9 protein-coding genes and 1 pseudogene are annotated in these 12884 nt (G+C 41.4%); 2 read left to right on the forward strand and 8 right to left on the reverse strand.

The window, feature by feature from the left end:
• Positions 1–35: 35 nt before the first annotated feature.
• Positions 36–833, forward strand: a complete 798-nt coding sequence (locus J2T58_RS09755; protein ID WP_253489403.1) for a glycosyltransferase family 4 protein — start codon at positions 36–38, stop codon at positions 831–833.
• A 28-nt stretch (positions 834–861) separates the two neighbouring features.
• Positions 862–3045 (forward strand): DUF2206 domain-containing protein, encoded by a 2184-nt coding sequence (locus tag J2T58_RS09760; RefSeq protein ID WP_253489406.1) that lies wholly within the window; start codon positions 862–864, stop codon positions 3043–3045.
• A 160-nt stretch (positions 3046–3205) separates the two neighbouring features.
• Here J2T58_RS09760 and J2T58_RS09765 read toward each other — a convergent pair.
• The 8 genes and pseudogenes from J2T58_RS09765 to J2T58_RS09800 form a co-directional block, all read right to left on the reverse strand.
• A pseudogene (locus J2T58_RS09765) lies at positions 3206–4634 on the reverse strand (IS1634 family transposase).
• A 338-nt stretch (positions 4635–4972) separates the two neighbouring features.
• Positions 4973–6028: a glycosyltransferase family 4 protein gene (locus tag J2T58_RS09770; RefSeq protein ID WP_301287536.1), complete on the reverse strand. Its 1056-nt coding sequence runs from the start codon at positions 6026–6028 to the stop codon at positions 4973–4975.
• Between the two features lie 652 nt (positions 6029–6680).
• A complete protein-coding gene (locus J2T58_RS09775; protein WP_253489412.1) occupies positions 6681–7688 on the reverse strand; it encodes a sulfotransferase in 1008 nt (335 codons plus the stop codon).
• A gap of 114 nt (positions 7689–7802) precedes the next feature.
• On the reverse strand, positions 7803–8978 hold the full coding sequence (locus J2T58_RS09780; RefSeq protein WP_253489414.1) for a glycosyltransferase: 1176 nt from the start codon (positions 8976–8978) through the stop codon (positions 7803–7805).
• Between the two features lie 9 nt (positions 8979–8987).
• A complete protein-coding gene (locus J2T58_RS09785; RefSeq protein WP_253489416.1) occupies positions 8988–9290 on the reverse strand; it encodes a hypothetical protein in 303 nt (100 codons plus the stop codon).
• Between the two features lie 184 nt (positions 9291–9474).
• Positions 9475–11301, reverse strand: a complete 1827-nt coding sequence (locus J2T58_RS09790; RefSeq protein ID WP_253489418.1) for an ABC transporter ATP-binding protein — start codon at positions 11299–11301, stop codon at positions 9475–9477.
• Between the two features lie 72 nt (positions 11302–11373).
• Entirely contained in the window at positions 11374–12387 is a 1014-nt protein-coding gene (locus J2T58_RS09795; protein WP_253489420.1) for a GDP-mannose 4,6-dehydratase, read from the reverse strand.
• Positions 12388–12499: 112 nt separating this feature from the next.
• A complete protein-coding gene (locus tag J2T58_RS09800; RefSeq protein WP_253489423.1) occupies positions 12500–12661 on the reverse strand; it encodes a hypothetical protein in 162 nt (53 codons plus the stop codon).
• Positions 12662–12884: the final 223 nt, after the last annotated feature.

Consider the following 12884-nt stretch of genomic DNA (forward strand, 5'->3'; position numbering starts at 1 on the left):
CAGCCAAATTGTTAAATAAACAAATAAACATAGTCATGGTAGGATCCGCTATTCGTGAGTCTCAATTATCTGATGATAGATATTTAAATATTATAAAGATACTGGCACATTTTTGTTTATCTCTTGCCGATAAAATCATCATTTACTCTCCAAATTTAATTAAAGAATGGAGCCTCGAACCCTACCGCCACAAAATCATTATCGCCCACCGCCACTTCCTCGACTTCACCACCTTCACCGTCACCACCCCCTACACCGACCGCCCCCCCCTTATAGGCTACATCGGCCGCCTGAGCGGGGAGAAAGGCGTCCAGCACTTCGCCCAAGCCCTCCCCGCCATCCTCAACGACAGCAACAGTGATGGCGGCCATCCACATAACCAAGACCTCCGCGCCTTCATCGGCGGGGATGGGCAACTGAAGGAGTCGATCGAAAACTCCCTGCAAGAAGAGGGCATTACAGACCGTGTCGACCTTCCAGGCTGGATCTCCCACGACAACCTTCCCAAGTACTTGAACCAACTCCGGCTCCTCGTCCTCCCCTCCTACACCGAGGGGCTCCCCAACATCATGCTTGAAGCGATGGCCTGCGGCATTCCGGTGCTGGCGACGCCGGTCGGGGCGATACCGGATGTTATAATAGATGGGAAGACCGGATTTATAATGGAGAATAATTCCCCCGAGTGCATCGCGGAGAATGTGAAGAGGGCGCTTGCGTGTCCGGAGCTGGAGAAGATTGCTGAGGCGGGGAGAAGGTATGTGGAGGAGGAGTATCAGTTAGAGAAGGTTGTGAATAATTGGAAAAATATATTAAAAATTATTATTAATAATTAAATCAATATAAAAATAAGAGGAGAATAAATTGGCTTTAATAAACCCTAAATATCAGCAGGCATATCTCTTAACCACAATTTTGGTTATTTCATCAACATATATTTTTTTCGATGTACCTTATTTATCATTTATATTCGGTTTTCTTTTCATACTTGTTTTGCCAGGACTCATAATACTACCAATTTTAAACATACAAAATATTAATATTTTTGAAAAATTTTTCTTAATCGTTGGAATTAGCGTCAGTTTTAGTTATATATATGGATTCTTAATCAACCATAGTTTACCCTTAATGGGATTTCAAGAGCCTCTCAGTACGAAATGCATTTGGGTTACCTTCACTACAGCATATATAATTTTGATAATAATAGGAGTTAAAAATAATTATTATAAATTTTCTTCATGCCTTATTCCACGATTCAAATCGATGGATAAAATTCTTCTTTCTTTTTTAATTTTAATCCCTGCGGCAATTTTTTTTTCAGTTCATAGGTTAAGCGTAACGGGGAGTAATACATTAATAATTGGAGCTTTGTTAACAATCCCGGTTTATTTATTGATTCTAACCTTGTATAAGGATACGATCAACGATAGCATCTTTCCACTATCGCTATTTGTCATCTCCTTCTCATTATTATCAATGGTCATGCTTCGTTTCCCATATATTTTCGGTTCAGATGTTCAGAGGGAATATGGATTACACTTCTTGACCGTTTATGAAAATGCCCAATGGACCTTTTTAGGCGGAAACCTAGGACTGTCTTTAAGTATTTCGTTACTTCCAACGATAATTTTTTCTATATGCGCTATACAGCAGACAGAATTACTTTTCAAATTTATTTATGTTTTTATTTGCTCCCTTTCACCTTTAGTTATCTATTATTCGATTAAACAATATCTTGGATCTTTTTTATCCCTTTTTGCATCCTTTTTTTTTACATCACAATACTATACAATAATATCTTCTGCAGCACCCAGAACAAACCTTGCCATCTTTTTTTGTGCATTGATTATATATATAGCAACTAATAAAAATATTGATCACACTGGAAAAAATTTTTTTTACGTTGTTTTTATCATATCGATAGTCCTAACTCATTACACCACCGCTTATATATTTCTCGCAATTTTTTCAATCTGGATATTATATGCACACTTTTTATATCAAAGAACCGACACATATGATAAAGTGAGTTTAGGGCTTATTGCTTTTTATATCATTTTTCTCCTGTCATGGACATTCCTTCTCTTCCGAGGAGGTGTTTTCATAACATTGGTGGAGGTTGTATCTGAATCATTTCATCAATACCTATTTAGTGCTAACGCTCATGATACACTAGATTTACGTGGAAAAGAGATGCTTTTTTCACCCACATTCAGGGTAGCCTTTTTGAGTGCAATTCATTGGTTAACTGTATGGGCATGTTTACTATCCATAGGTATTGGAACCCTTGTGAGCATGTTATTTTTATTCATACGGACACCTGGAAAATTGGATTCTTTAGTCAAAAACAAACCTTTAAGTCCTTTTCCAACAATCAGAGGGGAGTACATAATATGTGCGTTTTTCTGTATTACAATATTAGGCTCAATTGTATTTGTCCCTCAAATTAATGCCGTTTATGGGTACGTAAGGTTATTTCCCCTTACTCTTATTTTTACATCACCCTTCCTAATTCTAGGAGTATTGTATACATTCAGAATACTATCATTCATCATTGACAAACCTAATAGGTTTAATTATAAATGTGTTGCAACAACTTGTCTATTGCTGATGATTATAAGTTACTATCTGTTCTCTTTTGGTATACCATATCAAATTGTTGGAACAAGTGATAATGTCTTCACTAGTAATGAATCTACTGAGTATTTACAAACAAAAATTTCTGAAAATGAAAAATACGCTGCTTTATGGTTAAAAGAAAATTTTAATGAAAATACAAATATTATAAGACCAGTTTCGAGGCAGACAAAGGAACTATGGAGTATAGGAAGGTTTCCTTTGTCAACAATACGCAGACAAGATCATGATTATTTCTATGTGTATTTTGGAAATTATGAAATATTGAATGATTTAGATGCAATATTTTTAAATATTAATAATCAGAGAGAGCTCAGTAAAGTGTTTACAAATAAAAAAGTCTACATATATTATGGAAATAATATAATATATCCCACCTTCGGCAGTAAAACCGAAAACACTCAAAATTAATCGTACATAGTTTTATATACATTTACATTTTTAAAATGTACACCTAAGTTTGCCACTTTGGCTTCAGTCACCGGTCACAGCATCCACTACCGTGATCTAATTTTTCCAGAATTTCATCGGGATACTGTATTTGACAGTTGACGATTTTCCCATCAAAATTTCATGTAACCGCCCAGTTATACCGTAAAACCATCGTGTTAATGGCATCAAAATTGGAGTAAATGAACTTTTTTGACTTCCTCTTCCACGAATCTACTGTAACTGTCAAATTCGATAGCGCCTTTTTCATGAATTTTGTTGACGTATGCTTCAGTTCCGGGATCTCGAACCGGACCAGTGAGATGAATAACTGTGCAAGAAATCCAATAATTAAAGCACCGTAAATGCTGTTATCTGTCCATACACGCAATGGTTTGATCTCGATCTCATTCTTGAGAGAGTTGAATATCTTCTCGATCGAGTCCTTTTTTCGATAGGTCAGAAGGGTTTCGGGAAGTGTCAAATTCTCACTCGATTTCTGGCAGAAAAATCCCTCCCTCCCGGTGATGAACTTCTCTTCAAGAAGTCTGACGGCATCATCTTCTGAGAGTTCCATCAGTTTTGTCTGGATGGAGTAGTCCACATCCACAAGAAGATTATTTATCCTGAATCGCTTGGGAAGAGCCTTTTTCTTCTCAATACTTTCCTGAATGGCCTTGGCTTCCTGTATCTGTCGCACAACTTTTCTGGCCCTGGATTCCAGCTGCTCTTTCTGTAGCTTTTCTGAGAAGTAGAGATAGTTGGTACTGTTTGGCTTATCAATGATAATTCCGCGAATTCCTGATTCCTCATCAACAACCTGAGGATTATAAGTTTCAAATTCAGCGATTATCTTGTCATCGCTCTTGTTGAGTTTCTTTCCTGTGATTGTACTGCATATTGTCTGCCGGGATCATCTGGGTATTGGCGATACTGTTCGCTCCTTTGTCAAATATCACCAGAGAACCCTCTCTGAGCCGGCCGCTGGACTGCCGATAGGTCTTCTTGAAGTGGATCTGATCATTGAGATTGCCAGGTTCGATTGTCATTCCAATCGGGACATTGATCGGATCGGCAAGTTCTGTAACACCAATGGTAATCTGTTTCTTGTCTGGTCGATGATCACGGCTGTACCCATACTTTCCAAGTGGAGCCTTCTGACCATATAGAACAAGGCTGGACCAGTCCATGTTGATGTTGGTGTGTTCAAATTCATACCTCTCAAACAGGACATCCTGGATGTCGGAGATGATTTCTTCCCGCTTGGCACCAAGAATTTCGAGGACACGGTAGAGTGTTCTTTCACTAAATGAAGGGAGGGTGAATTCGGCACGAACTTCAGGCCGGTTGATCCAGTCGTGTGACCTCTTAATGCTGAAGTTATCTGTCAGTTTGTAGCTGATGAGTGCTCGAAGCAGATTATTGATATCGATACCTCTTGTCTTGTGTTTCCCGAAAATATCGCAAAAGTTCAGGACTTCATACAGCCGATTAACGAGGTACATAGTGCCGATAGGAAAGGATATATTGTCATTCGGCTCAAATTCATTAGTTCTTAGTTTTTTTTGCATTTTGGTCGATTCAAACATCACTAAGAACACATTTATTTCTTGTTAATGGCAAAGTTGGGTAGAACAGTGAATATCCGGGGAGAAAGTTACCGTATGAAAGACAGAAAGAGCCACAAATTATGGGTGAACAAGCATGAATCGGCAGAATAGAGGTTTCCTAATGTTTGATAGAGAATTGACGATAAGTTTAAGTGGGGTGGGGAGAATTATTCCGACATACTTGGGGATTTCTAGACCGACGTTGACAGCCGGGGGTGGAAAAATATTATGCATGAAAAATTAGATGCCGAATGTCGGATATAATATAATATATTATATATTCGCTAATCGCATATATACTATTGACTTATGATATGGATCAACCTATTAGCTCGTGAGTACCAGGAATATTTATTCGTAAAATCATCCCTTGCATTTTCTCCCAATCGGATTTGTAAATTCAAATCTTCACACAAATATATCAAAGCTCTCTCCCATGAATCAACATCATCAGGATCGCACAATAATGCATTATAGCCATCATCAAGAACTTCTTGTAAAACAGCTACATTTGAAGAGATAATCGCCCGCCCTGCTGCCATGTATTCAAAAAGTTTTAAAGGAGATGTCCACTCACCTATATCCTCTCTTCCGTATGTGCTTACTTGCTTTTGGTTTGGAAGAAGAACAACGTTAAAAGCCAAAAGATATTGTGTTGTTTTTGAATGTGGAACATAACCATGAAAGTATATATTTTTCAGATTATCCATTTTATCCTTCCAATACTTAATATCTGATTCAAACCCACCAATTATATGGAAATCAGCCCAATGGCATCTTGGGGTAAGCTCTCGAATAATTTCCATACCTTTGCCAGGATATAAATGACCAACATAACCAACTTGCAATTTCTTAGCTTTATTTGGTAAATTTACAGGAACTACATTATTAGGCAAAGGATCCGCTCCATCCGGAGCAACAATAATTTTATCAGCAATAATATCATAATTATTAATATAATAATTTTTCAATGCATAGGTAATAACTACAAGTTTTTTCAGATAGTGACTTTTCAACAATTGCTTCAATAAACTTCCATAAAAGAAATCATTCATTGGTGCATGGGATTCAAAAACGATTGATTGCTTCAGACATGAGGTAAAAAAGCATGCTGCAACGTCTCTCCCATAGACTAAGTCCGGATCAAACACCAGAGCTTTTCGTGCAGCTTGATATCCAAATAATAACCCTTTCCCCTTTATCGAATATAATGGGATATATTCAATCTCAAAACACTTCTCCACTCCATAAAAATCGAAAGCATTGAGTACCCCAGGCTCTCGTCTTTCTATCCAATCTGGCACAATGAGAACCACTTCATGCCCATTCTGTGCGAATGCCTGACACATCTTCATCACATGAATACTATTCGCTGTGCGTGACGGGATGATCGAGGTGGCAATATAGACAATCTTCAGGCGAATACCTCCCCTTCTCTATCATATAGAGCATCATCACCCAGTGGATTCTCCACTAGGTTCGCCGTAAGCCCGATCAACACACAGAACGCATCCCCATGATCCCGTCGGCGCCGAACATGCTCATCCCATAGCAGATCCAGGTCCACCCACGACACAACCTGTTCATCATTCAGATACGCAAAGGCAGCCGCGAGCGTCACCTGATAATCCTCTTTGGTACGAATCCAGCTGTCCCGGCATTCCAAAGGTAAAAAACGAGATCTGAACTGGTTCAATACGCTCCAGAAGAGCACCGAAGATTGCCCTGCGGTCCCATCCCCTACTGAGAGGGATGATGTGACGTTTTGAGGATGTGTGTTCAATAATGTGTTAAAGAGTGGATCAAAGCGATCGGTGGCTTCCCCGGGAGAGTATTGGGTCCCTCTGGCTTCCGGTGTAATGCAGTCTGATGGCCAAGTTGGAAATTCGGCTGGGGGAAGGTAGGTGCTCCAGAGATAGGCGTTAATTTTATTAGAAATACGAGTCATTTTAATCCTCTTTTAACAATACATATAATATTAATTATATCATTTAATGAACACATCATCTAAAAATTACCTCGATTAACTATATAGGATTCAAGATGCTTTTCAATATATTTATATTCTGCAACTGACAGTTCTCTATGATATTTACCTATATTTTTAGCCGAAATACCTGGTTGAAATGTTGATATGACATCGGTTTCTATACCAAGAAATGAGCAAAGTCGCTCTCGCTCTTGCTCATGCTTAAGAACGAAATCTTCGAATTGTATGTAGATAATATTAGTATTATAATTAGTACAGCCATAATTAATTGATTTAAGGGCCATAATAGATTTGTACCAGCTGACAAATGTTTTTACATCAGTAAGCCCTTTTTTGACTTTCAGCTCAGCAAATTGATCGCGAGGATCACGCGAGACAACAATCAGACGAGGATTATGGAAAAGATCCAGAGATTTTTCAGGACACCAATATGAACCCGCTTGATTTATAATAACACCTCTGATGGTATCAGAAACATAGATCCTATGCTCAAGCAAACTAAGTAAAAAATCTTTTGTTATAGTAATAAATTGTTCTTTCGATACGGGAATTCGCTGACACGTAGTAATCTTATTTTTTAAAATTGATTCAAGTATTATAGTTTTCAAAATCCTGAGCTTCGAAGCATTTAACATATAGTGTTGATATGCAAAAGGATACTGAATGTCAGTGATTTCGTTGATATATTTTTTTACCTTATGATTATAATCAGGTATAATATTTTTTAATCCATATCCACATGTATACCCACGGCGTGGATATCCCGCGCGATATAACATCCACTCCAGTTTATCAAGTAATTCGGCGCCAATGGTCGGATAATATGATTCGTAAACAGCGGAAATAAATGACAAGATTCCATAAGGATTCTGCATGATTGATAGTTCCTGTCCTTGTAAAGGATCAGCGATGTCTGCTCTACCAGCTAAATAATCAAAAACCGCACTCGAACCACTTTTATTAGATCCTAAAACAATTATATTAATAAGCTTATCCTCATTTGAGTGTAAACACATTTCAATCATCCTTTTTTTTTCAAGCAGATCACACAATCGATCATTAATCAACTAATAGTTTAAATATATAATTAAATCTAATCGATTATTTTTTTTAATTAGATGTCAATTATATACCAACAATTATTGCTTTCCATTTATTACCTCTCGATATATCCTAGTAAATTGATTACGAACTGATGAACGTGAAAAGCGCTGTAAAGCACTATTTCGAATCAGCTCAGGATCGAATGTTCGTCTGGTATTATAAATCTCCTTCATAGCTGAGGCTAATATTGAAGAATCGCCTTTTTCAACAACCCTTCCCAGTTTTGTGGAATTTATAATATATTCTGGTCCATTGCAACGAGTAGATACGACAGGCTTACCAGCCGCCAAGGCTTCTAAAGCAGGTAAGCCAAATGTCTCATAATCGCTTGATATAACACAGCAATCTATGGCATATGCGATTTGATGAATTTGCTCCCGATCGGCAACTCCGAATAGCAAGATATAATTATCAAGGGAGTTCTCAGTAATAAAATTTTTAACCCATATCTCATCCGATTGTGATTGAATCGAACCTGCAATAATAAGTTTTGCATTTATGTCAGAACACCGTACCTCAAGAAATGCCTTTAATAATATATCAAGTCGCTTAATATCCCTCCAATTTGTCCAAGCCCCATAAATAAAGCCTCCATCACCCCATTTTCTTATTTCATCACAAAGCATACCTTTCTCAACTACAGGAGTAATATAAAATTCATCGGACAGAGCATTTGGTATTACAGCAATATCCTTTCGAACCCCAAGTTTTATCATTACATCTTTCGCTTGAGGTGATACAGTTATCAATGCGTTTGCATCTCTCAGTGACTTAAGGTATAATTTATCAATATCATCCAAAAACGAATATTTCCGTTCAAAATTTTTATGCTCCTGTATCACATAAGGAATCCCACTCACATCATTTATCGCATATGCACATAAACCTGGATAGTCTGCTGTGCAGACGGCTAAGATGACATCAATTGGATCACTCTTGTGTTCACGGATAACAGATCGAATAATATGAGGTTGACGATAGTGAAATGCCAAGGGTGTTGAGATTTTACCTAATAACCAATATAATGCCCTTTGATGCAGCCAGAAACCATCATTAATCACGTCCCACTTGGATGGGGCGGCCCAACTAGTGCTTAAAAGAAGAACAGAGTGCCCCTCTTCTTCATGCCCCTTAATGATCGTATGTAATAGATCTGATTTGAAGTTTGAAGAAAATGTGGGAATATACTTTAAAATTATAAGTACTCGCATTAATTCAACTCACACGAAAGGAGATATATCAAACCCAATATAATTAATATAGTTTGCCATACTTAATTGGTTTCCATCACAACATCCAAATTTAATTACTTCACTTACATTTTCCGATTCAACAAATGAATTTAAAATTCTAGCTTTTAAAGCCCCCAATTCACCATATGAACCATTTCCAGACCTTTTTCCATTCTCATATCTTTTTAACCAATAATCTGTTGATCCATGAAAATCACAATCCGCACATTGATATTTATTTGCAAAAAGCCGAATAAATTTATCATTAATAATTTTTATCAATCGAGTCATAACATTTTTCCTTAATTACCATTTTAATTTAAAATTTAAATTTTTTATCCTCTCTTTAGGCTGTCGAATTGATATTTACTAAATTCATCTACCACTCCTGATTTGAAAGGGGATAGGTATAAATTTAACTTTGTGGTTTCACCTTTAGAGCCCTCACGTTTCTATACCCTCCCACCCCATATTTTTATTTTTTCCCGCCCCCCCTCTCATACAACTCATAGTACCTCCCTCTCAACTCCATTAACTCATTGTGGGAACCGCTCTCCAAGACTCTCCCCGTGCTCATCACATAGATCGTATCTGCCCGCCGGATCGTCGAAAGCCGGTGGGCGATAATGAAGGTTGTGATAGTCTCAGAAATCTGGTTGATGGATGCCTGGACAATCGCCTCTGACTCATTATCAAGATTGCTCGTCGCCTCGTCCAGCACCAGGATCTCGGGCTCGCGGACGAGGGCGCGGGCGATGGCGATCCGCTGCTTCTCCCCGCCGGAGAGCTTCAGCCCCTGGTCGCCGACGATCGAGTCATAACCCTCAGGGAGGGCGGCGATGAAGGTGTGGATGTTTGCCTTCCGGGCGGCCTCAATGATCTGGTCATCGGTGTAGTCGCCGCCAAAGGCGATGTTCTCTCGGACAGAAGCATTGAAGATGAAGGTATCCTGGCTCACATACCCGACCTTTGAAAGGAAGGTGGCGATATCGTACTCCCTGAGATCGATCCCGTTGATGGTGATTCTGCCTTCGGTGACATCATAGTAGCGGAGGAGGAGGGAGACGATCGTCGACTTGCCGGAACCCGAATGGCCGACGAGTGCGGTGACCTGGTTTTTGTGTATCGTGAGGTTAACATCAGTGATCAGATCCTGGTCTTCATAGTAATGGAAGCCTACATCCTCGAAGACGATGTCGGAGGTGAGCTCCTCGAAGGGAACGGTGCCGTTCTGGATGGTGTTGTACTGTGAGTCATTAAGGAAATCATGGATTCGCTCGAGGTTCGCATACGCATCCATCATCTTCATATTTAGGTTACTGACTTCTGAGAGCCGCGGCAGGATCTTGAGTGCTGAAAATGCAAATGTCCCGATGAGAGGGACGATGTACATGAACTGATCAGTGTGGATATAATAGAGAACGATGACAATTCCCGCTATTGCACTGAAAAATATCGTCTGAAGAAGCATCGCAGGAATGGATTCAGCAAACCGATACCTGACAAATTTATCCCAGTAATGGCGTAGGGCCTTTACATACTCCTTTTTCCAGTGTCCATCGGCATGGACGGATCGTATCTGTCGGAGACCCGAGACATATTGTGTGATAACTGCATTTTCTGATGAAACGGATGCCATCTGGACTTTTCCGATGACATATGCCACACGATTCCCAACAAACCGCACTACTATAACAAACACAATCCCCCCAACGAGGAGAATTCCCATGGCGACAGGGCTCATAAAGAAGAGGGTGGTAAGAATCACAAGGACAACGACGACATCGGAGAAGATTTTCGTTGAGTATTCGAGAAATTCTTTTATCTTTTGGGGAGAGGTGATTACATTGTAGAGCACATCCCCCTGCTTGTTATCCACAAAATACCGGTAGTCGCTCTCCTTCAGTTTGTCAAAGATACTTCCCTTCGTCTTCACAATCACCGCTTTCGTAAAAAGGAGTGAGATCAGTTTATAGAGGATCGTCACCACAAACGTCAGGAAGACAAATCCGATGAACAAGAGACAGAATGTCACGATCTCTGGCAGGGAGCTATAATTCCGCACAATACTATAGAGAGGTTCAATAAACGGAATTCCGGCCTCCTGAATATTAAACGAGGCATTCAGGATCGGATACAAAAGAACAATCTGGAACGTCTCCATCAGGCCAAGGAGCATCGAGAAGACAAGGAGGGCGAGAAGATGGCGCTTAAATCCCCGTGAGTAGAACTCCAAGATTGTATAGGTCCTGCGATACCGCTTCACCGATGTCTTCAGGCGTGCCATGACCCCATTCCTCATCCTACGGGTATACCCACCATGGTATACTGTCTCCGGACTCATTGGCACTCAATCTTGTACAGGATTCTCATATCAACCATCAATCCACCCCACATACCGCTCCAGCCCCTCCTGGATCCGCACCTTCGCAGTCCACCCAAGGACTCGCTCCGCCTTCCCGGCATCCGCCCAGGTGTCCTGGACATCGCCCTTCTGCTCCTCTGCATGGTGGAGGAGGGCGGTCCGGCCGGTGGCATCCTCGATCGCATGGATGAGATCGATGACGCTGATCCGGTTGCCGCCGCCGATATTGAAGGCCTCGCCGAGGATTCCGGCACCATTGGGGGTGGCTGGATCGGCAGGATCTGCGAGAGCCGCCGCCACATTCGCCTCAACCGCATCATCGATATAGGTGAAGTCGCGGGTCTGGGTGCCGTCGCCGTAGATGGTGATCGGATCGCCCGCACGGATCGCCCGGACGAACTTGTTGATCCCCATGTCGGGCCGCTGCCGGGGGCCGTAGACCGTGAAGTAGCGGAGCGAGACGGTCGGCACCCCATAATTCTTCCAGTACAGGTAGCAGAGGTGCTCGGCGGCGAGCTTCGAGACGCCATAGGGGGAGACGGGCTGCACCATCCGGTCCTCACGCATCGGGAGCTCGATGTCGCCGTAGACCGATGAGGAGGAGGAGTAGACGAAGCGCTTCAGGCGGGAAGAGGCGGCTGCATCAGTTGCATAGAAGTCAAGCAGCCGCTGGGTCGCCTGGATGTTGTCGCGGGTGTAAATATCAAAGCTCCGGCCCCAGGATGCCCGGACACCGGCCTGGGCGGCGAGGTGGAAGACATAGTCGACTGCGGGGAACGTATCCATCTCCACGATATCCTCTTCGATGAGGGTGAACCGGGGGTGCTGCATGGCAGCGGCAAGGTTCTGCTCCTTCAGCTCCCGGTCATAATAATCCGAGAACCGGTCGATCCCGATAACTTCAAACCCGTCTGCGAGCAGCCGGTCGGTCAGGGTGCTCCCGATGAACCCGGCACACCCGGTTACGAGGGCTTTTGGACTGTCTGAACCGAGTTCGCCCCCATTGTTTGATTGAATAGTCACCTCTTGAATCCTCTCCTGAGTCGCTGCCTCATTGTTTGTATTGTGACCGTCTGGTTGAGCCTCTGCTCAGCAGGGGGTCACATCCCTGTCGTATATAGGTATTAGATTCTCTCTATCTAAGAAGCCTTTGATTCTCAGCCGCCTGAAGATCAGACAGGGAGGATCCATACTCCCGGACCTGATGAGCCGGGTTCATATCGATCTCTCTGGGCGCAATGAAAAATACTTCACCATTATTCTTGTGTTCTCTTAATTCATCTGGCTTCTCTCTCATACTACACCTGTACTATCATATTATTCCAATAATGATCTCACTATACCCGAAACAACGGTGAGTAATCATGAAATATACAGTAGCTCTTGCGGCAGTAGAAAAAGGTGGATTTACTGTACGTTGTCTGGTGTCAACGTCGGTCTAGAAATCCCCAACTTCGTCGGAATAATTCTCCCCACCCCACTTAAACCTATCGTCAATTCTCTGTCATATATTAGGAAAC

Origin of the sequence: Methanocalculus alkaliphilus (assembly GCF_024170505.1) — an archaeon.
Lineage (GTDB): Archaea > Halobacteriota > Methanomicrobia > Methanomicrobiales > Methanocorpusculaceae > Methanocalculus > Methanocalculus alkaliphilus.

Bases quoted from the DNA above. Each gene is read 5' to 3' on its own strand.
- J2T58_RS09800 (WP_253489423.1), bottom strand. From the start codon at position 12,661: ATGAGAGAGAAGCCAGATGAATTAAGAGAACACAAGAATAATGGTGAA.
- J2T58_RS09755 (WP_253489403.1), top strand. From the start codon at position 36: ATGGTAGGATCCGCTATTCGTGAGTCTCAATTATCTGATGATAGATAT.
- J2T58_RS09790 (WP_253489418.1), bottom strand. From the start codon at position 11,301: ATGAGGAATGGGGTCATGGCACGCCTGAAGACATCGGTGAAGCGGTAT.
- J2T58_RS09775 (WP_253489412.1), bottom strand. From the start codon at position 7,688: ATGATTGAAATGTGTTTACACTCAAATGAGGATAAGCTTATTAATATA.
- J2T58_RS09780 (WP_253489414.1), bottom strand. From the start codon at position 8,978: ATGCGAGTACTTATAATTTTAAAGTATATTCCCACATTTTCTTCAAAC.
- J2T58_RS09770 (WP_301287536.1), bottom strand. From the start codon at position 6,028: ATGAAGATGTGTCAGGCATTCGCACAGAATGGGCATGAAGTGGTTCTC.
- J2T58_RS09785 (WP_253489416.1), bottom strand. From the start codon at position 9,290: ATGACTCGATTGATAAAAATTATTAATGATAAATTTATTCGGCTTTTT.